The organism is Paenibacillus sp. sptzw28 (assembly GCF_019550795.1).
Lineage (GTDB): Bacteria > Bacillota > Bacilli > Paenibacillales > Paenibacillaceae > Paenibacillus_Z.
On record NZ_CP080545.1, the window covers coordinates 58,543 to 79,924 of the forward strand.

The 21,382-nt window shown below is 52.5% G+C and carries 21 protein-coding genes and 1 tRNA gene; 3 read left to right on the forward strand and 19 right to left on the reverse strand.

Features of this window, described 5'->3' with window-relative positions; all coding sequences use genetic code 11:
• Positions 1 to 9: 9 nt before the first annotated feature.
• The 5 genes from gpmI to KZ483_RS00200 all read right to left on the reverse strand — a co-directional run bounded on the left by gpmI (position 10) and on the right by KZ483_RS00200 (position 6,588).
• Complete coding sequence (gpmI, locus tag KZ483_RS00180) at positions 10 to 1,548, reverse strand: 2,3-bisphosphoglycerate-independent phosphoglycerate mutase (protein WP_220350823.1); 1,539 nt, start codon at positions 1,546 to 1,548, stop codon at positions 10 to 12.
• A gap of 1 nt (position 1,549) precedes the next feature.
• Positions 1,550 to 2,302 carry a triose-phosphate isomerase gene (tpiA, locus tag KZ483_RS00185; protein WP_220350824.1) on the reverse strand — a complete coding sequence of 251 codons (753 nt, stop codon included), beginning with the start codon at positions 2,300 to 2,302 and terminating at the stop codon, positions 1,550 to 1,552.
• Between the two features lie 248 nt (positions 2,303 to 2,550).
• Positions 2,551 to 3,732 (reverse strand): phosphoglycerate kinase, encoded by a 1,182-nt coding sequence (locus tag KZ483_RS00190; protein ID WP_220350825.1) that lies wholly within the window; start codon positions 3,730 to 3,732, stop codon positions 2,551 to 2,553.
• 724 nt (positions 3,733 to 4,456) lie between these two features.
• The gene (gap, locus tag KZ483_RS00195) at positions 4,457 to 5,461 is read right to left on the reverse strand and encodes a type I glyceraldehyde-3-phosphate dehydrogenase (RefSeq protein ID WP_220350826.1); all 1,005 of its coding nucleotides are present in this window, start codon (positions 5,459 to 5,461) and stop codon (positions 4,457 to 4,459) included.
• Positions 5,462 to 5,553: 92 nt separating this feature from the next.
• Complete coding sequence (locus KZ483_RS00200) at positions 5,554 to 6,588, reverse strand: sugar-binding transcriptional regulator (RefSeq protein WP_220350827.1); 1,035 nt, start codon at positions 6,586 to 6,588, stop codon at positions 5,554 to 5,556.
• Positions 6,589 to 6,818: 230 nt separating this feature from the next.
• Here KZ483_RS00200 and KZ483_RS00205 point away from each other — a divergent pair.
• From KZ483_RS00205 to KZ483_RS28250, 3 genes are all read left to right on the forward strand, one after another.
• Positions 6,819 to 6,893: transfer RNA gene (locus KZ483_RS00205), tRNA-Arg, on the forward strand.
• Between the two features lie 174 nt (positions 6,894 to 7,067).
• On the forward strand, positions 7,068 to 7,649 hold the full coding sequence (gene clpP, locus KZ483_RS00210) for an ATP-dependent Clp endopeptidase proteolytic subunit ClpP (protein ID WP_309568667.1): 582 nt from the start codon (positions 7,068 to 7,070) through the stop codon (positions 7,647 to 7,649).
• 224 nt (positions 7,650 to 7,873) lie between these two features.
• Positions 7,874 to 8,206 carry a sporulation histidine kinase inhibitor Sda gene (locus tag KZ483_RS28250; protein WP_258881480.1) on the forward strand — a complete coding sequence of 111 codons (333 nt, stop codon included), beginning with the start codon at positions 7,874 to 7,876 and terminating at the stop codon, positions 8,204 to 8,206.
• Between the two features lie 99 nt (positions 8,207 to 8,305).
• Here KZ483_RS28250 and KZ483_RS00220 read toward each other — a convergent pair whose 3' ends face one another.
• The 14 genes from KZ483_RS00220 to hisB form a co-directional block, all read right to left on the reverse strand.
• On the reverse strand, positions 8,306 to 9,127 hold the full coding sequence (locus tag KZ483_RS00220) for an SIMPL domain-containing protein (RefSeq protein WP_220350829.1): 822 nt from the start codon (positions 9,125 to 9,127) through the stop codon (positions 8,306 to 8,308).
• Between the two features lie 219 nt (positions 9,128 to 9,346).
• Positions 9,347 to 9,616 (reverse strand): HPr family phosphocarrier protein, encoded by a 270-nt coding sequence (locus KZ483_RS00225; protein ID WP_090583454.1) that lies wholly within the window; start codon positions 9,614 to 9,616, stop codon positions 9,347 to 9,349.
• A gap of 105 nt (positions 9,617 to 9,721) precedes the next feature.
• Positions 9,722 to 10,651, reverse strand: a complete 930-nt coding sequence (whiA, locus tag KZ483_RS00230) for a DNA-binding protein WhiA (protein WP_220350830.1) — start codon at positions 10,649 to 10,651, stop codon at positions 9,722 to 9,724.
• Between the two features lie 6 nt (positions 10,652 to 10,657).
• Positions 10,658 to 11,644, reverse strand: a complete 987-nt coding sequence (gene yvcK, locus KZ483_RS00235; protein ID WP_220350831.1) for a gluconeogenesis factor YvcK family protein — start codon at positions 11,642 to 11,644, stop codon at positions 10,658 to 10,660.
• 8 nt (positions 11,645 to 11,652) lie between these two features.
• Positions 11,653 to 12,540, reverse strand: a complete 888-nt coding sequence (gene rapZ, locus KZ483_RS00240; RefSeq protein WP_220350832.1) for an RNase adapter RapZ — start codon at positions 12,538 to 12,540, stop codon at positions 11,653 to 11,655.
• 93 nt (positions 12,541 to 12,633) lie between these two features.
• Positions 12,634 to 13,584, reverse strand: a complete 951-nt coding sequence (locus tag KZ483_RS00245; protein WP_220350833.1) for an ROK family glucokinase — start codon at positions 13,582 to 13,584, stop codon at positions 12,634 to 12,636.
• Between the two features lie 236 nt (positions 13,585 to 13,820).
• Positions 13,821 to 14,768 (reverse strand): thioredoxin-disulfide reductase, encoded by a 948-nt coding sequence (gene trxB / locus KZ483_RS00250; RefSeq protein ID WP_220350834.1) that lies wholly within the window; start codon positions 14,766 to 14,768, stop codon positions 13,821 to 13,823.
• 30 nt (positions 14,769 to 14,798) lie between these two features.
• Positions 14,799 to 16,544: a tetratricopeptide repeat protein gene (locus KZ483_RS00255; protein ID WP_220350835.1), complete on the reverse strand. Its 1,746-nt coding sequence runs from the start codon at positions 16,542 to 16,544 to the stop codon at positions 14,799 to 14,801.
• 190 nt (positions 16,545 to 16,734) lie between these two features.
• Entirely contained in the window at positions 16,735 to 17,685 is a 951-nt protein-coding gene (locus tag KZ483_RS00260; protein ID WP_220353174.1) for a ribose-phosphate diphosphokinase, read from the reverse strand.
• A gap of 91 nt (positions 17,686 to 17,776) precedes the next feature.
• Entirely contained in the window at positions 17,777 to 18,583 is an 807-nt protein-coding gene (hisJ, locus tag KZ483_RS00265; RefSeq protein ID WP_220353175.1) for a histidinol-phosphatase HisJ, read from the reverse strand.
• Between the two features lie 103 nt (positions 18,584 to 18,686).
• Positions 18,687 to 19,376 (reverse strand): bifunctional phosphoribosyl-AMP cyclohydrolase/phosphoribosyl-ATP diphosphatase HisIE, encoded by a 690-nt coding sequence (gene hisIE, locus KZ483_RS00270; protein ID WP_220350837.1) that lies wholly within the window; start codon positions 19,374 to 19,376, stop codon positions 18,687 to 18,689.
• Positions 19,373 to 20,131 (reverse strand): imidazole glycerol phosphate synthase subunit HisF, encoded by a 759-nt coding sequence (hisF, locus tag KZ483_RS00275; RefSeq protein WP_220350839.1) that lies wholly within the window; start codon positions 20,129 to 20,131, stop codon positions 19,373 to 19,375. Before hisF ends, hisIE begins: the two co-directional genes overlap by 4 nt.
• 26 nt (positions 20,132 to 20,157) lie before the next feature.
• A complete protein-coding gene (hisH, locus tag KZ483_RS00280) occupies positions 20,158 to 20,778 on the reverse strand; it encodes an imidazole glycerol phosphate synthase subunit HisH (protein ID WP_220350841.1) in 621 nt (206 codons plus the stop codon).
• 1 nt (position 20,779) lies between these two features.
• The gene (gene hisB / locus KZ483_RS00285; protein ID WP_220350842.1) at positions 20,780 to 21,379 is read right to left on the reverse strand and encodes an imidazoleglycerol-phosphate dehydratase HisB; all 600 of its coding nucleotides are present in this window, start codon (positions 21,377 to 21,379) and stop codon (positions 20,780 to 20,782) included.
• Positions 21,380 to 21,382: the final 3 nt, after the last annotated feature.

Sequence of the window (21,382 nt, forward strand, 5' to 3'; positions counted from 1 at the left end):
GGAATAACCTTATTCCCGAATCATCGAGTTTCCAGTCATCTCAGCCGGTTTGGACAGCTCCAACAGCGACAATATCGTTGGTGCAATATCGGCAAGAATGCCGTCCTCACGCAGCGTTACGCCTTGCTTCGTCACGATAAATGGCACCGGATTGGTCGTGTGCGCCGTGAACGGCCGCCCCGCTTCATCAATGACCATATCGGCATTGCCGTGGTCGGCTGTAATGAGGCAGACTCCGCCTTTGGCCAGCACAGCTTCCACTACTTTGCCAAGGCATTCGTCGGTTGCTTCGACCGCTTTGATCGTCGGAAGCAGCATACCGGAGTGACCGACCATATCGGGGTTTGCGAAGTTCAGGATAATGACATCCTGATTGTCCGCTTCAATTTCTTTGACCGCCGCTTCTGCAACTTCATATGCGCTCATCTCCGGCTTCAGGTCATAGGTAGCAACCTTCGGGGAGCTGATCAGGATACGCGTCTCACCCTCAAGCTCGACATCGCGGCCGCCGCTGAAGAAGAAGGTCACATGCGGATATTTCTCCGTCTCGGCTATACGGAGCTGACGCTTGCCGTTTTGCACGAGCACTTCGCCGAGCGTGTTGTCCAGGTTCTTCGGTTTGTAGGCGACGAACCCGCCGACCGTCTCGCTGAACAGCGTCAGGCAGACGAAATATAGATCGACAGGAGCGCCTAATCCCCGGTTGAAACCACGGAAATCGCTGTTCGTAAACACCTGGGACAGCTGAATCGCGCGGTCCGGACGGAAGTTGAAGAACACGACGGCATCCGAGGATTCGACCAGCCCCACAGGCGTGCCGTCTTCCTTCACAATGACGGTCGGCATGACGAACTCATCATACACCGATTTCTCATAAGACTCCACAACCGCCTGCACCGGATCAGTATATTGCGGACCTTCACCATAAACCATCGCGCGGTATGATTTTTCCGTTCGCTCCCAACGCTTGTCACGGTCCATTGCATAGTAACGGCCTTGGACCGTTGCAATCCGGCCGACGCCGACTTCGGCGATTTTGGCCTGGAGCTGCTCGAGATATCCCTTCGCACTGTCCGGCGACACATCGCGGCCGTCAAGGAAGGCGTGAATGTAAACCTCGTACAGCTCTTCCTTCTTCGCCAAATCAAGCAGCGCAAACAAATGCCCGATATGACTGTGAACGCCGCCGTCCGACAGAAGACCGTAAAGATGCAGCTTCCTGCCGGTCGCCTTCGCGTGGCGGATCGCACCGAGCAGCGTTTCATTGTCGTAAAATTCTCCGTCACGGATCGATTTGCTGATCCGGGTAAGGTCCTGATAGACAATACGTCCGGCACCGATGTTCAGATGACCGACTTCGGAGTTGCCCATTTGTCCCTCGGGCAAACCGACCGCTTCGCCGCAAGCCGTCAGCGTCGTATGCGGGTAATTCGACCAATAACGGTCGTAATTCGGCTTGAACGCTTGCGCCACAGCATTGCCCGTGACGTCATTGCGAAGGCCGAACCCGTCCAAAATAATAAGCGCAACCGGTTTTGGAGCCGTCATCTTACTTCGCCCCCTGGACCAGCTGAATGTAGGAAGCGGCCTCCAGGCTTGCGCCGCCTACAAGCGCCCCGTCGATGTTGGGTTGGCCCATATATTCAGCGATATTGTTCGGCTTCACGCTTCCGCCGTATTGAATACGAACCGCTGCAGCAGTTGCTGCATCGTACTGTCCTTCGACTATGCCGCGAATATACGCAATAACGTCTTCCGCATCGGCCGAAGTAGAGGATTTGCCTGTACCGATCGCCCAGATCGGTTCATAGGCAATAACGACTTCCGCGGCTTGCTCTGCAGAAAGACCCTGGAATGCGGCTTCGGTCTGCACCTTGCAGACATCCTTCGTCTGATCCGCTTCGCGCTCTTCCAGCTTCTCGCCTACGCATACGATCGGTGTGAGACCGTGCTTGAAGGCCGCATGAACCTTTTTATTTACGGTTTCGTCCGTTTCTGCGAAATAAGCGCGGCGTTCCGAGTGACCGATAATGACGTATTTCACGCCGAGATCCTTCAGCATAACACCGCTGATCTCGCCTGTGAAGGCGCCGTTGTCCTCGAAGTGAACGTTTTGCGCGCCGATGGCGATGCTCGTTCCTTTGGCCGCTTCCACAAGCGCCGGTAGCGTCGTGTATGGCGCGCAGATGACGGATTCAACACCGTCAACCTCCGCTTTGCCTTTAACGTCCGCGAAGAACGATACCGCTTCGGACACGGTTTTAAACATTTTCCAGTTACCCGCAATAATCGGTTTACGCATGTTTTCAGCTCCTAAGGCTTTGCGAAGCAATGCTGCTTCGAAAGCGTTACTTAAAACTTTTCGAAGAAAAGTACATCGAAAGCGTTACTTAAAACTTTTCGAAGAAAAGTACATCGAAAGCGTTACTATAGGTTTGCGAAGCAAAGCTGCTTCGAAAGCGTTACTTAAACTTTTCGAAGAAAAGTACATCGAAAGCGTTGCTTTAGGCTTTGCGAAGCAATGCTGCTTGCAAAGTGTGTTTATTCCTATTACTTGTCGTTCAGAGCAACGACGCCCGGAAGCGCCTTGCCTTCCATGAATTCCAGCGATGCGCCGCCGCCGGTGGAGATATGGTCCATTTTCTGAGCAAGTCCGAATTTCTCTGCAGCAGCAGCGGAGTCGCCGCCGCCGATGACGGTATAAGCGGAGGTTTCCGCACAGGCTTGTGCAACGGCTTGCGTGCCGTGGGAGAATGGCTCGATTTCAAATACGCCCATCGGTCCGTTCCATACGACCAGCTTGGATTCCTTGATGACCTTTGCGAAAATTTCGCGCGATTTCGGTCCGATATCGATGCCTTCCCAATCTGCAGGGATGCCGTCTACATCAACGATTTTCGTATTGGCGCTAGCACTGAAGTCGTCCGCAGCGACGATATCAACCGGCAGCAGGAATTGCTTGCCGAGTTTTTTCGCTTTTTCGATGAATTCAAGAGCGAGATCCAGTTTGGAATTATCGCAGAGCGACTGGCCGATTTCGTGGCCTTGTGCTTTAAAGAACGTGTAGGACAGTCCGCCGCCAATGATGATATTGTCTGCAATCTCGATCATTTTGTTGATGACGTCGATTTTGTCTTTCACTTTGGAACCGCCGACGATCGCAGTGAAAGGACGGTCGGGGTTCAGCAGCGCTTTGCCGAGCACTTCGAGCTCTTTCTCCATCAGCAAGCCGGAAACGGCCGGCAGATTGTGTGCGATACCTTCTGTAGAAGCATGAGCTCGATGAGCAGCGCCGAACGCATCGTTGACGAACAGATCGGCTAATTCGGCAAAAGCTGTCGCCAGTTCCGGATCGTTCTTCTCTTCGCCCTCGTAGAAACGAACATTTTCGAGCAGCAGCACGTCGCCTTCTTTCAGTGCAGCAACTTGCGCTTTCACTGCTTCGCCGATCGCTTCGTCCGCTTTCGCGACCGGCTTGCCGAGCAGCTCGGATAGACGGTTCGCTGCAGGCGTCAGGCGTAATTCTTCAACAACTTGTCCTTTCGGACGGCCGAGATGGCTTGCCAAAATAACTTTCGCGCCTTTTTCGATCAAATAATTGATCGTCGGGAGTGTTTCGCGGATACGTGTATCATCGGTAATGACACCGTTTTCCAGCGGCACGTTAAAATCCACACGCACAAATACACGTTTACCGGCTACTTCAACGTCACGCACACTTTTCTTGTTCAACAGGTTAACCTCCCGGTGTAGTGACCCCCTAAATCCCCCTGCCCAGGGGGACCCCGAGGGCTCCGCCCTCTGGACACCCGAAGGGTGAAACGAGAGAGGAGCAGAGACGCTCGCAAGTATGTTTATACGTGTCCCCCGCTTTCGTACCAGGGACACGCTTTACTGCGAACGCTCCTGCAAATGACTAACGTCATTCGCCGTTGCCGCTGTATCGGCGGCATAAAGGGTCTAAGTATATTTTAAAGCTCTCCACAACATCCACTCAAGCTCGTACGCAGCTCTTTTCTATAAGTATTTCCCCAAAAAGGTACCTCTGGAACCTTCGGCCTCAGGCTCACGCAGCATCCCAGGTTCCCACAGGGAACCGCTCGGGTTGTCCCTCAGCGAAGCATCCCAGGTTCCCGCAGGGAACCGCTCCGAACAAAAGCATCAGGTTCCCGCAGGGAACCTCAGATGCGCTCTGCACTCGCATTTCACCGTTGCCCTGTCACGGTTTAGTCCAGGCACATCAAACGGCCGTACCCGGGAGATCTTCACCAAGGGAGCGCCGCGTGGAAGCTGTGTCCTGGAGCAGCCGGCAGGCGAATCCGCGGACGAAAAGCGAGCCGCTCGCAAACCGTCGCAAAGGAGCTGCCTTGGCAGCTCCTTCGACGAATATTGGGTGTCCAGAGGGGAACCCTCGGGGTCCCCCTTTCGAAGGGGGATTTAGGGGGATGCCCTTTAATTATAGTCCTTTGGAAGCCACATATGCTGCAAGATCAACTACGCGGTTCGAGTAGCCCCACTCGTTATCGTACCAGGAAACGACTTTCACCATGTTGCCTTCAACAACCATCGTCGACAGCGCGTCGATCGTCGAGGAAGCCGGATCGCCATTGTAGTCGCTCGATACAAGCGGCTCTTCGGAGAAGTTCAGGATGCCTTTGAGTGGGCCTTCGGAAGCTGCTTTCAAAGCACCGTTAACTTCTTCAACTGTAACGTTTACTTTCAGTTCGACAACAAGATCGGTAACGGAAACGTTAGGAGTCGGAACGCGCATAGCCATACCGTTCAGCTTACCTTTAAGCTCAGGAAGAACGAGAGAAACGGCTTTTGCTGCGCCGGTCGAAGAAGGAATAATGTTCTCAGCTGCAGCGCGGGCGCGGCGAAGGTCTTTGTGCGGTACGTCGAGAACGGATTGGTCGTTTGTATAGGAGTGGACGGTCGTCATCATGCCTTTAACGATTCCGAACGTGTCGTTGATTACTTTCGCGAACGGCGCAAGGCAGTTCGTCGTACAGGAAGCGTTGGAGATAACCGTATGTGCGGACGGGTCGTATTTGTCTTCGTTTACGCCCATAACAATCGTGATATCTTCGTTAGTGGCAGGTGCGGAGATAATAACTTTTTTCGCGCCGCCTTTCAAGTGAAGCTCGGCTTTTTCTTTCGCTGTGAAAATACCTGTCGATTCAACGACAATTTCAGCGCCTACAGAAGCCCAAGGAAGGTTCTCCGGGTTACGCTCGGCAAATACTTTGATCTCGCGGCCGTTAACGATAATTGCGCCTTCTTTAGCTTCTACCGTTGCTTCAAGCTTACCATGAGTCGTGTCATATTTGAGCAGGTGAGCCAGTGTGCTCGTGTCCGTCAAATCGTTCACAGCCACCACTTCTACGTTCGGGTTGTTCAGAGCTGCGCGGAATACATTACGGCCGATACGACCAAATCCATTAATACCTACTTTTACCATTTTCTCTTCCTCCTAAGCTTGTTTTCAATATATCTCAAGACGATCGCAGATTCGGCATATAGAGCCGTCCGCCTCCGTCAAGATCACCGGTTCTACTTTTCTTTATCAATAATCGAAGCGATTTCCATAGCTGCAGCTTCATCCGTGACAAGCACGTCATCGTGCCCGTAACGCATAACAGCCGCAATAGCCTCGCCCTTGCTGTGGCCTCCGGCAATCGCGATTACCACTTCCGTATCCATAATGTCTTCCAGGCGGAGCCCCGCAGTCGGCATTTTATGGACGACGGCACCATTCCGGTCAAAATAATAACCGAATGACTCTGCCAGAGCGCCTTCCGCTTTCATTGCTTCGATTACCGTTTCGTCAACGCGTCTTCTGCGCGCCATAACCATAGCGTCCCCGATGCCATGAACGACGATGCGGGCACTGCGGATCACCTCGACGATTTCCCGAATATTCGGTTCCTGCATCAAGGAGAGATACGCTTCCTCGCCTAAATGGTCCGGCACATGCAGCAGCCTGTATTGTGCTCCGGTACGTTTGGCCATCGTTGAAGCAATGGTGTTCGCCTGATAATCCAAGCTTTCTCCGAGTCCACCGCGGGCCGGTACGAACCAGTTCCCTTTTAGCGGAGTCGATGTGCTCAGCTGGTTAGCCATCTGAGCGAGCGTCGAGCCGCCGGTTACGGCTACGACATCATCCTTGTCCATTACCCTGCGCAGAGCCGCGCAACCAGCCCGGCCAAGCTCCCGTTTGGAGTGGGGGGATGAATCGGAATCCCCGGGAACGATGGTCACGTGCTTCAAGCCGAAATGTTCGCAAATCCGCTCTTCCAGCTCGGATAATCCGAACACCGCCTTGTAGAATGGTTCCATGTCTTCAAGCAGCCGCCGCCCGGCATCGGTGATCCGCATGCCCGCGGTATCGATGTGAAGCAATCCCTGCTCTTTCAGAAAATCCGTCTCCGCACGCAATACTCGTTCCGTTAATTGAAGCGAGGCCGCGAGCGTCCGTCTGCCGATCATATCCGAGAGCATAACCTGACGGAGAATTAGGTACCTTTTCTTCATGACAACGAGCAAATCCGGCAGAAGCTGCTGCTGTATTTCGATGAGAGACTGCATCCTTCAACATCAACTCCAATTGCCGAATAAGCTGGCTTTGTCTATATGGACGTTTTTCGTCCCACTAGACCGTTTTTAGTCCCACCTCTATTGTACTCCAAACAAATCGGAGGATCAAGCCGGATTTATTGCTCATATCACTTTCTGTCACTATTTACACAAATTTTTCTTTGTTCTTACCCTTGCTTTTCTTTGCCCAATCAAATATACTTATTTTCGCTATCACTTTTGCGCCCGTGGTCCAATGGATATGACGTAGGCCTCCGGAGCCTGAGATCGAGGTTCGATCCCTCGCGGGCGCGCCAATAAACACAAGTTACACCGGCATTGCCGGTTTTTTAATATCGAGTCTTTGACCATCTTTGACTTTTAAAATCCAATCCGTTATGATTAGAATACACGGCTCACCAATAATACCCGTCATCAAGCCTAGTTCGTAGTTTCGCACAAAAACTTTGAGGAGGGACCTTACGATGGAAATGAATTTCGTGCCTATGGTTATTGAGCAAAACAACCGCGGGGAACGCGCTTACGACATCTACTCCCGCTTGTTGAAGGATCGCATTATTTTTCTCGGAACGCCGGTCAACGACATGGTGGCCAACTCCATCATAGCGCAATTGCTGTTCCTGGCAGCAGATGATCCGGATAAAGATATCTCGCTATACATCAATAGCCCTGGCGGTTCAGTTACGGCGGGTCTCGCCATTTTCGATACGATGCAGTTCATCAAACCAAGTGTCTCGACGATTTGTGTCGGCATGGCCGCTTCGATGGGGGCATTCCTTCTCGCCGCGGGCGAGAAAGGCAAACGCTTCGCGCTTCCTAACAGCGAAGTAATGATTCACCAACCTCTTGGCGGAGCGCAAGGTCAGGCCAGCGATATCGAAATCCGCGCCAAGCATATTTTGAAAACGCGCGACACACTTAACAAAATATTGGTGGAACGCACAGGTCAATCTCTGGAGAAGATCGAGCGAGACACCGATCGCGATTATTTCATGTCTGCCTCCGAGGCTCAGGCATACGGACTTGTCGACAAAGTAATCGAAAAGCTGTAAAATCTCATATAATACGAAGAGCGCCGGTCCTTAACGGCGCTCTTTTTCCTGTCCAAATAAACCAATTCCCCATATCACACCTTGTCCCATATGTCAAGATAAATTCAGCCCGCTGAATTGATAAGGACTCATCATTAATTTCATGTTAATATGTACTAAATGATTCCATATTCACCGTCCCTTAGGCTGTTTAAAGAAATCTACTATAACGGAGTTGCACACGCATGAAACTATCGAATCCCTTCGCAAGCGTGCGAAATTTCATTCGATCCAGTGAATCCGGTCGCGTCTATACTCACTACACACCTGCATTCGAACGACCATATGACCATGAAGTTCCATCGCGTTCACAAGAAACCCACAATCTGTTCTTGCCGATGCAGGATAAATCGCTTCTACTTCGACCGCTCAGCGACACCCACTTAATTGAAGTCTATCATGAAGCCAAAGCGATGCGACTTTCGGAAGAATTTATTTCCTTAATCGAGCAAGCGATAGAGCAGCGCGGCCTTTCCGACGATCACGTCCATCAGCAGCGAGGCGCGTTAACACAATAGAAGCTTACGGCTGCCTTATCCGGCACCGTTGCTCAACCGACATGCGTGAGGGCGGTCGCTGATCCCATATGGATTAGCGACCGCCCTCTATGCTTTTGGCTATTGCATTGCAAAAACTACGGTAATGTTGGCCGAGACCGTTATTTCTCCGGTCTGTACCGTTGTTGGGGCACTTTCGGCCGCTTTATCCGCCGCTGCATATTCCCCTCGGTTAAAAATCGGCGTGCTGCTTACATTGTTCTGAGAAATGTTGACGACACCGTTCAATTGTTTTCCCGCCGCTTTTGCCAGAGCTTCCGCTTTAGCCTTTGCGTTGGCTACCGCTTTCTCGAGAACCTGCAGCTCGTATTGATCCTGCTTCTCCGTATCGAACTGCACCCCGTCCACCCGGTTTGCTCCAGCAGCAGATAACCCGTCGAGCAGTTGTCCGATTCCATCCAGATTGCGTGTTGTAATTTGTACGCTGTGCGTGGCTACGTATCCGGTTAATTTACTCGTTCCGTCATTATTATTGTAGCGATATTCCGGCTGAACATAGAAGCCGGTCGTCTTCACATCTTTTTCCGCTAACTTGTTATAGCCGAAGAGCACCTTCTTCAAAGCGGCAAATTGATTCGCATTTTTGGCTTGAGCCTCTTTAGCCGTTGCTGCCCGGGTGTCAATACCGACGTTCACATAAGCGACGTCAGGCGCGGCCTGCAGGTCGCCTGAACCGGTTACCGTTATGATTCCTTTCTCTACGGCGCCGCTGGTATCAAGCGCGTACACATCCGTTTTTCCGCCTCCTGCCCCGATAGCTGTGCCGATCCCGACTGCAACTGCAAGCGCTCCAGCGAGCAGCAGAATCGAACGGCGCCTTGGAGCACGCTCCCTGCCTGCACCTGTTTCCGATGAAGACCGCCGAACCCACCTCATGAACATATTATCAGCCCCTACATTCAATTTTGTGTTTCTATTTTCTAAGACGTACCATTCGTTCTGTTTGTTGCACGCAAGGTCCTTCGCCAAATATAGGCAATTAGAAACAGAAAAAAGCCCCGCATAGGAGCTTTTCCTTGTCCAAACTAAGTATGTCTGTGCTGCAGTTTACTTGAAAGAACTTGAATCGCCTCTAACGAGGCGCAAGTTCGTTTCTTATAACTATTGGTTTTCCAGCTCTTCCTTACTGACCAAATTGACTAAAGCGGTTACAGCTTGGTCGGCATCCGAACCTTCCGCACTGATTGTCACTTCGGTACCGGAACTGATTGCAAGACTCATAATTCCCATAATTGATTTTGCATTCACTTTTTTATCGTCTTTCTCGACGAACACCTCGGAAGAAAACTTGTTCGCTTCCTGAACAAAAAGTGCGGCCGGTCTTGCATGAAGACCTGTCTTCAGTCGAACGACAACCGGATGCCTTGTCATGGAAACCTTACCCCCTATACGAAATTCAATCGTGCAATTGACAGTGCAAAAACGTCATTTTATTCTCCATTATATCACTTCTGTGACAAGTACACTAGCCTTATGCTACCCGTTCCTTAACTTTTCCGCAAGTTCGTCGAGTTTTCTGAGCCGATGGTTAACACCCGACTTACTTACCTTGCCCTTAAGCATCTCGCCGACTTCCTTCAAATTAATATCAGGATTCATAAGGCGGACCTCGGCCACTTCCCGCAGCTTGTCCGGCAGATTTTCAAGTCCGACTTCCTTCTGCAGCAGTTTAATATTATCGATCTGCCTAACGGCGGCACCTATTGTTTTGTTAAGGTTTGCCGTTTCACAGTTCACAATTCTATTCACGGAATTGCGCATATCTCGCATGATCCGAACATCTTCAAACTTGAATAACGCTTGATGGGCCCCGATAATGTTCAGGAGTTCGATAATTTTCTCGCCCTCTTTCATGTAGAAGATAAACCCCTTCTTGCGCTCGATACAGCGGGCGTTCAAACCGAACTTGTTCGCCAGCTCCACCAGCGCCTTACAGTGCTCTTCGTACATGACGGCAATCTCGAGGTGATAAGACGAGCCCTCCGGATTGTTTACAGAGCCGCCTGCCAGGAACGCTCCGCGAAGATACGATCGCTTGCAGCACGGTTTACGAAGCATCTCTTTGTCGATGCCTTGGTTAAACATAAACCCTTCCGAGACGATTCCCAGCTGACTTAGGATTTCCTGCACTTTAGCGGGAATTCGCACAATATAGACGTTGTTTTTCTTTAGCCTCATCTTTTTGCGGACAAGCAGTTCGGTATGCACAGCAAACAGCTTCTTGATGAGGGTGTAGATGCGTCTGGCGATGGCTGCATTTTCGGTCGAAATATCGAGAATGACTTTGCGGCTGGATACTTGAACGGAACCGTTCATTCGAATAAGAGCGGACAGTTCCGCTTTCTCGCAGCAGGAATCAGCCTCTATAAGCGTTAATTCCTTTTTTGTTTGGGCCGCAAAAGACATCTGATCTCACCTCTTTCGTTCCATCCAGCTTTCCACCAGTTGATAAATATGATGACTCAGCCTTGCGGCATCATGGCGCAAATACGTTCGAAACAGCACTAAACGGTCGGCGATGACTTTATAACCCCTGCGTGTCACTTCATCGAGATCCAGGTGAACGGCTTTCGCACCCTTTTCCGCATACTTAAGCTGAACCTGAGGCGGAATCTCTCCGTTATTGACGATAATATAATCAAATAAATGATGTCCGATATGAGCTTGAACTGCTGTCAAATGATCGCTTACCGAATAATCGTCGGTCTCCCCGGGCTGGGTCATTACGTTGCACACAAACATCTTTACCGCTTCCGATTCCACAATGCTTTGCGCAAGCTTCGGCACAAGTAAGTTCGGAATGATGCTCGTATATAAGCTTCCCGGGCCGATCAGTATAGCATCTGCGCTTCGGATGGCCTCTACCGCTTCCTCAAGCGGCTCGACATTCTCCGGCTCGATAAATACTCGCTTGATTGGCTGCCCCGCCTTCGGAATATTGGATTCACCCGAGACAATCGTGCCATCCGCCATTTCCGCATGGAGTATGATCGCCTGCCCTGCGGCGGGGAGAACCCTTCCCCGGACCGCCAGCACCCGGCTTAACTCCCGAACGCCGCTGACGAAGTCGCCCGCAATATCCGTCATCGCCGCCAGCATCAAATTCCCAAGGCTGTGGCCGGCTAGCCCCGTACCATTGCTAAACCGGTACTGCAGCATATCCGAAAGCAAAGGCTCCACATCGGCAAGCGCGATAAGGACGTTTCGAATGTCACCGGGCGGCGGAATCTGTAATTCGTTGCGAAGGATACCGGAGCTGCCTCCGTCGTCCGCTACGGTCACAATTGCTGTGATATCAAGAGGCTTCTGCTTTAAACCGCGCAGCATGACGGACAGCCCCGTGCCTCCGCCGATGACGACGATGCGCGGCAGCCGATTTTTTATCGGTTGTTCTGTCATCGCGTGCCTCAATGCCTGTCGCGATCGGAATCGCGATGGCTCACCCGGACATGCTCGGTGTCGCTGCTTCCGATCATCCGGCCTAGGTATTCGGCGATTGCGACGGAGCGATGCTTCCCGCCTGTGCAGCCAATGCCGATGACAATCTGACTTTTGCCTTCTTTGCGGTAAAGCGGAATCAGAAATTGAAGCATATCAAGCAGCTTGACGAGAAACGTCTGCGTTTCAGGCCATTTCATGACATACTCGTACACTTCCGGATCCTGGCCGGTATTCGGACGAAGATGGTCCACATAATGCGGGTTAGGCAAAAACCGAACGTCATAAATCAGATCCGCATCTATGGGTATGCCGTATTTAAAACCGAACGAAGTGACGTTGACCGAGATCGTGCTCAAATCGTTATTGGCAAACCGGGACATTATACGCTCTTTGAGCTGCGCAGGTTTCAGATTGCTCGTATCAATGACCTGCGTCGCCCAGCCTTTCAGGTCCTCCAGCATTCGGCGCTCCAGCTTGATGCCTTCAAGCGGCAGGCCTTCGGGCGCGAGCGGATGACGGCGCCGGCTTTCTTTGTAACGCTGTACAAGCACACTGTCCGTCGCATCAAGGAACAGAATTTCATAGCCGATCGTGTAATGATCCTTCACATATTGAAGAGACTCTGACAACGCCGTGAAAAACTCGCGCCCGCGCAGGTCGATCACGAGTGCGACTTTGCCGATTTTGCCATTCGATTGCTCGATCAGCTCGGCAAACTTCGGAATAAGTACCGGCGGCAAGTTATCAACGCAGAAATAACCAAGGTCCTCCAAGCTTTGCACGGCAATTGTCTTCCCTGCGCCGGACATGCCCGTAATGATGACCAGCTTCGCCATCGCTGTGCCTGAATCCATCGCTATCCCTCCCTAGTACTGCAACTGGCAGCCGCGCGTTTTGCGACGCAGTTGTCAGCAGTACTGCAACTGGCAGCCGTCTGGCACGTTCGGCTAAGAACGAATAATAAGACCCGCTGCGCCTACGATACCGGCATTATTTCCGAGTATGGCCGGAACGATCTCAACGCCTTCTTGCGCAATATCCGGCGTAACCTTCTTAAACACCTCACGGATTTGGTCAAACAAAAAATCACCGGCATTGGAAACGCCGCCACCAATGATGAACCGCTGCGGATTAAGCACAACCGCTACTGCAGCAAGGGACTTGCCAAGATAGAACGCCGCGCGGTTCACAATACGCGAAGCCACCTCGTCGCCTGCTTTGGCCGCATCGATGACATCCTTGGCCATAATGTTGGTGACAAACGACAGCGAAGTGCGGTCGCCCCGCTCCACCGCGTCTTTTGCCATCCTGATTATCCCTGTTGCCGACGAAACCGTCTCTAGACAGCCCATTTTGCCGCAGGCGCATTGAATCGCCTCAAGATCCGGCACGATGGACATATGTCCGAGCTCGCCGGCCATACAGCTGAAGCCTTCAACGATTTTACCGCTTACGATGACTCCCCCGCCAACTCCTGTTCCAAGCGTATAGCAGACGCAATTATCCACACCGCGACCTGCCCCCGCCCACGCTTCGCCGAGCGCTGCAACATTGGCATCGTTATTAACAAGCACTTTTTTTTGCAGCTTATCTTCCAAGAACGCCTTCAGATTCACATTGTTAAAATGCAGATTCACTGATAATTTGACGATGCCGTTCGGAATATCGAGAAAGCCCGCAATACCGATACCGACGCCTTCAACCTGGTCCCAATTATATGGAGATTGTTCTACAATATGCCGGGCATATTGGGCAATATTATTGCAAACGGCTTCCGACCCTTTTTCGACCTCGGTTGGGCCTTCATATGTTTGAAGTAGTTCGCCCTCGCTGCTGCAAATGCCTACTTTAATAGTGGTACCGCCGATATCAACACCAACAACAATCTTCTCAGACATGAATAGTCCACCTCAAAAATAATGGTATGGGGTGCTTCTGTTCCAACTATAAGCGAACGGTTGCAGCGGGTCAAGCGCACCCCAAAGGGCACTCCGGCCATAGAAATCAACCTGTTTACGGTATAAAATGTCAGCTGCCCGACTTACGTGAAGCGACGCTGTCCACTATATATTGGACAGCGCCTCTTCCCCGTGCTTCGCGTTTATAAGATTAATCTGTATGCCGCATAACGGCATTACAGCGTCTGGCTCCAGTCATGAATCGCATAGCCTTCAAGGAATTTCTCGCAATCCAGCGCAGCCATGCACCCGCTGCCGGCGGCAGTGATCGCTTGGCGGTACTTGTTGTCCTGAACATCCCCGCATGCGAAGATGCCAGGGATATTGGTCTCCGATGTGCCGGGCTTCACAATGAGATAGCCGGTCTCGTCTGTTTCAAGCTGTCCGCCGAGGAACTTCGTATTCGGAGTATGGCCAATTGCCACGAAAATACCGTTCGTCTCAATAGTTTCTTCCGCGCCGGTAACATTGTCACGCACCTTCAGCCCTGTTACCCCTTGCTCGCCGGCTACGACCTCAAGCGGTGTGCGGTTAAGCGCCCAGGTGATCTTGCTGTTCTCGCGGGCGCGGTCCTGCATGATTTTGGAAGCGCGCATTTCTTCCCGGCGGTGTACAAGCACAACCTCGGAAGCAAAGCGCGTCAAGAAGCTTGCTTCCTCCATCGCGGAATCGCCTCCGCCGACAACAATGATCTTTTTGCCGCGGAAGAAGAATCCGTCGCAGGTGGCGCACGTGCTTACCCCGCGTCCTACATTTTCCCGTTCGTTAGGAATGCCGAGATATTTGGCTGAAGCGCCTGTCGAGATAATAAGCGATTCCGCCTGCAGTTCGCCCTGGCCTTCAATTTGAAGCGTGAAGGGACGCTTCGAGGTGTCTACCGAGTTGACCCAGCCCGTACGAAACTCGGCACCGAACCGCTCCGCCTGCTTGCGCATATTGACCATCAGGTCCGGTCCCATTATGCCTTCGGGAAATCCCGGGAAGTTTTCCACTTCCGTGGTCGTCGTTAACTGGCCGCCAGGCTCTGGGCCCTCTATTACAAGCGGGTTCATGTTTGCGCGGGCCAGGTAAATTGCAGCGGTCAATCCCGCCGGGCCTGTACCGATAATAATTGATTTGAACATGTTAAAATCCTCCTTCGTATTCCACTTTCATTAATCGCTGTGCTCTGCCGCCAATGCAGGGAAAATCATCTTCATTTTCTCCTTGATACCGCATATCTCATCAATGCGCTTGGCGCATTTGCTCACGGTCGCTATCGAAGTGCCGTAGCGCAGGGAAACCTCATGATACGAAATTGCCCGGCGGTGCATCTTCGCCGTTAAATATTCCAGCGCGGCAGCCCAGCCCTCAACCTTGCCGAGCTTCGGCACATCGGGATAAACTCGGGACAAGAACTCGATCCACAGCGTGAGCAGATCGTGCTGCTGTACCAAGTCGTAATGCTTATTCATGCGGACAAGAGCGGCTTCAAGCACAGCTTGCCATTTCTCATTCCAGACCGGTAGACGAGAAGGCATGCGGCTGTGCTCAATGACCGTTTTTTCCCCTTCCAGTATAGCTTCAAGCGATTCATGCACTCCAATCGAACGGAGTACGAAGATCGCGATACGCTTCAAGTAATCGTCCTCATGCGGCTCAAGAATGAAATCCCGCAGAGCATCCTTCACTTCATTGTCGGCGATCAGCCCAAGTGCCTGGATAACCTGCAGCTTCGTTTGACGGTCGCCGTGGCGCAGCGCCCAGAAGAATGATGAGCGGACAAGCGGGTCCCGCTTGAGATGATCGGGAATCGCATCGCTCGATTTCTCCCACAGCTTGAATTGCTCCTCAAACGGCAAATGATAGTGGTAGCTGGTCGGCGACGGATGATTGCCGGTTCGAACCTGAGTGAGCTGCTCGAGATAATAGCCGGGCACATTCGATTCGGGATCAAGCTTGCCTGCCTGCTGCCACATCCGTTCCGCTTCACCCAGCCGTCCCATATTACAAGCCGCAACCGCGGTATAGTGGTAAAGACAAGGATCGGACTTCAGCGTTGTATCTTTAAGCAGTCGCGTGAAATGCCGGTAAGCTTCGCCGTGCTCACCAAGTATGCCCATCGTCGTTGCCAGTTTAAACACATGCTCTTGATGGAAAGGAACCGTTTTGCGAAGCAGCTCGACCAGCGGCTTTAATTGGGCCTTGTCGCCGGAATGCTGATAGAAAATCGCCAAATTGCACAGTGCATGCAGGTTGCCGGATTCAATCTCGAGCACTTCGCCGATTGTCGTCATCGCTTTGTCGAACATGCCCATATAGTAATAAGCAAGCGCCAAATTGTTGCGTGCAGCGAGAAAATCACCGTTCTTCTCGACGATGCTCTCGAGCAGTCTGACGGCTTCCACGAATTTGCCTTCCTCCAGCATCGTTCGGGCCCGGTCATGCTCGTAGAACCCTTCGCGCGCCTTAATAAAGGCAAGCTTGGTCGGACGTTCAAGCTCAAAATGGAGCAGCTCCATCATTTCTTCCGCTTCATCGAGAAACTGACCTTCCGCATCCTCTTCCAAGTAGCGGACAAGCGATTCTTCGGCAGCTTCATACATTTCCATATTGGCGAAATTGTTCGCCATATAGAAATGGCACTCCGTCATCGCCGGATCGAGCTCCTCGACAATGGTGCGAAGGATGTCGTTGGACCCTTCGTAATTACCCATTTCCGACAAAATACCGGCCATATTGCAATGGTTCACCGGATTGTCCGGTTCATATTCGACAGCACGCCGGAAATATTTCAGTGCCTTGTCGTAATGATATCGATCCAGCGAGCGTACGGCTCGCTCGAAGAAGAACGTAGCGTCCCATTGAATCGGTATAATTTTCGTTTTGTGGCTGGCTGCCGCACGTTTCTTTTCTTTCATTCGCAAGGCACCTCCCCGGTACATCAAAGTTGGTACGATTATACCATAGCGCAGCCTTTCCATACACGAAAGAATATGTGGCAAAATCGCGGACCACCCGCGGGCGACGGTTTCGCCTTCCATACAGGAAGGGGTACGTTCGGCGCGGGGAGTGCACGCGATTCAGATAATATACCGTATTATTGCGGCTTTACACGCCCGCATTTTTGAATAGAGTGCTGATCGAACCGCCCTGCATAATAATCCGTGTCGCTTCCGCCAGCATCGGCGCGACAGACAACAGCGTAAACCGGTCTGAACGGCTGTCAGGCAGCGAGATCGAGTCGGTTACGATGACTTCTCTTATATTCGGATGATCCAACCGCTGCAGGGCTGGGCCCGAGAACAGCGGGTGCGTGGCGCATACGTAGACATCCTCCGCGCCGCGTTCCTTGAGGCTTTCCACAACGTTGACGATCGTCGTCCCCGTGTCGATCAAGTCTTCGATGATGATGGGCGTCTGTCCTTCAACATCACCAATGACATGGGTGATCACCGATTCGTTGTGAGTGGGACGCTTCTTGATCATGATGGCGAACGGCGAGTCCAGGTAATTGGCGAGCTTCTCCGCCGTGGAGGCGCGTCCCGCATCCGGCGAAACGACAACCGGGCTCTTGATGTCTTTGAGCTTCAAATAATCACTGATCAGATCAAGCGCCGTCAAATGATCCACCGGGATGTTGAAGAAGCCCTGAATCGCCGGTGCGTGCAAATCGATCGTGATGACACGGTTAGCTCCGACGGTGGTCAGAACATCCGCAAGCATTTTCGCCGAAATCGGTTCACGCGGAGCAGCTTTTCTCTCCTGCCGCGCATAGCCGTAATACGGCACGATAATGTTGACCGTACGCGCGGAAGCGCGTTTCGCGGCATCGATCATGACAAGCAGTTCTACAAAATGATCGTTAATAGGATGTGAGAACGACTGTACGATGAAGACGTCGCAGTTCCGGATCGTTTCCTCGTAATGGACATAGATCTCGCCGCTCTTGAAACGGGACACTTTGATTTTGCCGAGCGGCAGTCCGAGCTCTTCGCTGATCCGTTCGGCAAGTTTCGGGTTCGAGGAACCCGAGAAAATACGCAGCTTGTCGCTAAACATGATACCCTCCTGAGCGATTAAACCACTAAGATTTTGCGATAATCCGCAGCTTGTTTCGACAACTTTCATTATACATGGAATCCTGAATTTTTCAAAAATCAATCATACGCCGTTTTCGCCCTTCAAACGAAGCTAACTGTGTAATCCCAATCTCTTTCAGCAGTGTACGGGCTTCGTCCAAATATTGGTCAAGCCGCTCCGGCTGATGCGCGTCGGAACCGATCGTCAGCGGAATGCCCAAATCGCGGGCACGTTCCACCATGCGCCGGCTTGGGAACATCTCGGCTGCGGGTGTTCGAAGACCGGACGCATTGAGTTCGATCGCCAAATCGTGGCGTTTGACCGCTTCCAGCGCAGCATCTTCGAGATGCGTCACATCGGCACCCGGTTTATAGCCGAAACGCTTAATCACATCGATATGCCCGATAAAGTCATAAAAGCCGGTTGCAGCCGCTTTGCAGACCGCATCATAATACTGCTGGTAGACGGCCATAGGTTCACGGCTGTCCCAACCCTGCGTTTGGCGAAAATCGGTCACGTCCCACGTACCCAGAAAATGAACCGAGCCGATAACATAGTCCCAGGGATAAGCCGCAACAATCCGGCCGATCGCATCTTCCCAGCCTTCGATATAGTCCCCCTCGAGACCTACGCGCACATCTATTCGGCCTTTATATTTCTCCTTAAGCTCGAAACACTCTTCCACATACCGCGGCAGCTCCTCCATCGGCATTGCCATCTCCGGTAGGTAAGCAGCAGGGTCGACATGCAGAAGCGGCATATGATCGGAGAGACCGATCTGATCCAGTCCGATATCGATGCCTCTTTGCACATATTCCTCCAGCGTGCCGATAGCATGTCCGCATCGCGCATGATGTGTATGATAATCGATCCGCATAACGGTTGACACGCCCTCTCCCATTTAAATTGTGTTGACCGGCAATGGCTCAAACCGACCGGCGCGGCTGCGGGCCCGGCTTGGCTAAATCAATGTTCGGCGATCAGGAAGGCTGTTTTGATTTGTTATGACGGCGGCCAAGCTCTGCCATTACGTCGTCCAGCGGAAGACCGCGTTCGCGAAGAAGTACCATTAAGTGAAAAATAAGATCGCTTGTCTCGCACCGAAGCTCGTCATTGTCTTTATTTTTGGCCGCGATGATAACCTCAGCAGATTCCTCGCCGACCTTCTTCAAAATCTTGTCGACGCCCTTCTCGAACAGATATGTCGTGTACGCGCCTTCCGGACGTTCCGCATAACGCTGTGCAATAATCGCTTCAAGCTGATTGAGCATGGCAAACCGATCGCCTGCCGCACCGGTCTTCCCGCCATCTTCTTGACCAACCGCACCCGAGAGGCCCTCAACCTCATTGAAAAAACAGCTGTAGCTTCCCGTATGGCAGGCTGCGCCGTTTTGATCCACGCGCACAAGCAGCGTATCGCCGTCGCAATCGTAATGCATGGATACGATGCGCTGCGTATGCCCGCTCGTCGCACCCTTATGCCACAGCTCGCCGCGCGAGCGGCTCCAGAACCACGTTTCACGCGTCTCAAGCGACTTCGCCAGGGACTCACGGTTCATATATGCCAGCATCAGCACTTCCTTGCTGACGGCATCCTGGACGACCGCAGGCACAAGACCGGCTTCGTTCCACTTTATTTGAGCTGCCGCTGTTTCTACCGTATTACTCATCGAACTTCCACTCCTCTGTGCTGCAAATCGTCTTTTACATCGCGAATCGTCATTTCCTTATAGTGGAAAATGGTCGCCGCAAGTCCCGCATCCGCGCGTCCCTGCTCGAATACATCATAGAAATGACCTACTCTTCCGGCGCCTCCCGAGGCTATGACAGGGATGCCGAGCATATCCGAGACGGCACGCGTAAGCTTCAGATCGAAGCCGTCCTTCGTCCCGTCGGCGTCCATGCTAGTCAGCAATATCTCGCCCGCACCCAGCTGCTCCACTTCCTTCGCCCACGCCAGCGCCTTCATGCCGGTGGCTTTCCGCCCGCCGTGCGTGAACACTTCCCATTCTCCCCACTGCGGATTAAACTTGGCGTCGATCGCCACTACGATGCACTGGGAACCGAATTTGCGGGCGCCGTCCTTAACAAGGGAAGGATTGGTCACGGCTGCGGTATTGATGCCAATCTTGTCCGCGCCTGCGCGAAGCAGCCGCTTCATGTCATCCACATGGGCGATTCCGCCCCCGACCGTAAAGGGAATCGTAATTTCGCCTGCCGTCCGCTTAACCACATCCACCATCGTGGCCCGCCCTTCATGGGACGCGGAAATATCAAGAAACACAAGCTCGTCGGCGCCTTCCTTATCATAAGTAGCGGCAAGCTCGACAGGATCGCCCGCATCGCGCAAATTGACGAAGTTTACTCCCTTCACGACTCGGCCGTCCTTCACGTCGAGACAGGGGATAATCCGTTTGGCCAGCATGAATGCCGCCTCCTTCTGTTTGACTCTTAACGAGCGGCTTGCCGCGATGCGGTCAGCTCAAGAAAATTACCAAGCAGCCGCATACCGAGATCGCCGCTTTTCTCGGGGTGGAACTGCATACCGAACACATTTCCGCGGCCCACAATTGCGGTCACCTGCTGATGATAGTCCGTCGTAGCAAGCAAATCCTCCGCATGTCCGGGAATAGCGTGGAAGGAGTGAACAAAGTAAACATGACCTTCCTCCAGTCCCTCGAACAAAGGGCTCGCTTGACGAAAGGACAGTTTATTCCAGCCCATGTGCGGCACCTTATAGTCTCCTTGGAAACGAACCACCGTTCCCGGCAGCAGTCCCAGTCCCTCATGCCTGCCGTACTCTTCGCTTTCCGCGAACAACAGCTGCATGCCAAGACATATGCCGAGCAGCGGCTTGCCGGACGCGGCATAAAACTTCGTGACCTCTTCAAGACCGGTATTGCGCAGATTTTGCATCGCGTCGCCGAAAGCCCCGACTCCAGGCAGAATCGCCCCGTCCGCTTCCATGATTTCTTTCGCATCCGCAGTTACGAGCGCTTCGTAGCCAAGCCGCTCCACTGCCTTGCTTACGCTGTGAAGGTTGCCCATCCCGTAGTCGATGATGGCAATCATCTTACAGCACTCCTTTCGTCGAAGGCACTCCTTGTACGCGCGGGTCGATGCCTGCCGCTTCGTCCAGCGCCCGGCCGAGCGCTTTAAACACCGCCTCGATCATATGGTGCGTGTTTACCCCATAATGAACGATCACATGAAGCGTCATACGAGATTCAAGCGCCAGCTTCCATAGAAATTCTTGAACCAGCTCGACCTGGAAGCTCCCGACCTGCTGAGACGGGTACTGAGCCCGATACTCAAAATGAGGACGGTTGCTCAAATCGATCACAACCTGGGCCAGCGCTTCATCCATCGGAACGAACACCGAGGCATAACGCTTAATCCCGCGTTTGTCGCCAAGAGCCTCCCGAATGGTTTGCCCGAGACATATTCCGATGTCTTCCACCGTATGATGGTCGTCGATATCGACGTCGCCGCGCGCCTCAACCGTCAGATCGAAGTGTCCGTGCTTCGTAAACAAATCAAGCATATGATTGAGGAAGGGCACATCTGTATCGAACTTTGCCTGTCCACTGCCGTCAACGGCGAACGAAAGCTTGATATCCGTTTCGTTCGTTTTGCGCACCACTTCGGCTGCGCGGATGACGTTATCCGCCATTGA

Bases quoted from the DNA above. Each gene is read 5' to 3' on its own strand.
- hisH (WP_220350841.1), bottom strand. From the start codon at position 20,778: ATGATTGCCATCATCGACTACGGGATGGGCAACCTTCACAGCGTAAGC.
- gap (WP_220350826.1), bottom strand. From the start codon at position 5,461: ATGGTAAAAGTAGGTATTAATGGATTTGGTCGTATCGGCCGTAATGTA.
- KZ483_RS00200 (WP_220350827.1), bottom strand. From the start codon at position 6,588: ATGCAGTCTCTCATCGAAATACAGCAGCAGCTTCTGCCGGATTTGCTC.
- clpP (WP_309568667.1), top strand. From the start codon at position 7,068: ATGAATTTCGTGCCTATGGTTATTGAGCAAAACAACCGCGGGGAACGC.
- hisB (WP_220350842.1), bottom strand. From the start codon at position 21,379: ATGGCGGATAACGTCATCCGCGCAGCCGAAGTGGTGCGCAAAACGAAC.
- KZ483_RS00260 (WP_220353174.1), bottom strand. From the start codon at position 17,685: ATGTTTAGCGACAAGCTGCGTATTTTCTCGGGTTCCTCGAACCCGAAA.
- hisF (WP_220350839.1), bottom strand. From the start codon at position 20,131: ATGCTGGCCAAACGGATTATCCCCTGTCTCGACGTGAAGGACGGCCGA.
- whiA (WP_220350830.1), bottom strand. From the start codon at position 10,651: ATGTCTTTTGCGGCCCAAACAAAAAAGGAATTAACGCTTATAGAGGCT.
- KZ483_RS00255 (WP_220350835.1), bottom strand. From the start codon at position 16,544: ATGAAAGAAAAGAAACGTGCGGCAGCCAGCCACAAAACGAAAATTATA.
- KZ483_RS00225 (WP_090583454.1), bottom strand. From the start codon at position 9,616: ATGACAAGGCATCCGGTTGTCGTTCGACTGAAGACAGGTCTTCATGCA.
- hisJ (WP_220353175.1), bottom strand. From the start codon at position 18,583: ATGCGGATCGATTATCATACACATCATGCGCGATGCGGACATGCTATC.
- KZ483_RS00245 (WP_220350833.1), bottom strand. From the start codon at position 13,584: ATGTCTGAGAAGATTGTTGTTGGTGTTGATATCGGCGGTACCACTATT.
- yvcK (WP_220350831.1), bottom strand. From the start codon at position 11,644: ATGACAGAACAACCGATAAAAAATCGGCTGCCGCGCATCGTCGTCATC.
- KZ483_RS00220 (WP_220350829.1), bottom strand. From the start codon at position 9,127: ATGTTCATGAGGTGGGTTCGGCGGTCTTCATCGGAAACAGGTGCAGGC.
- hisIE (WP_220350837.1), bottom strand. From the start codon at position 19,376: ATGAGTAATACGGTAGAAACAGCGGCAGCTCAAATAAAGTGGAACGAA.
- gpmI (WP_220350823.1), bottom strand. From the start codon at position 1,548: ATGACGGCTCCAAAACCGGTTGCGCTTATTATTTTGGACGGGTTCGGC.
- rapZ (WP_220350832.1), bottom strand. From the start codon at position 12,540: ATGGATTCAGGCACAGCGATGGCGAAGCTGGTCATCATTACGGGCATG.
- KZ483_RS28250 (WP_258881480.1), top strand. From the start codon at position 7,874: ATGAAACTATCGAATCCCTTCGCAAGCGTGCGAAATTTCATTCGATCC.
- trxB (WP_220350834.1), bottom strand. From the start codon at position 14,768: ATGTTCAAATCAATTATTATCGGTACAGGCCCGGCGGGATTGACCGCT.
- tpiA (WP_220350824.1), bottom strand. From the start codon at position 2,302: ATGCGTAAACCGATTATTGCGGGTAACTGGAAAATGTTTAAAACCGTG.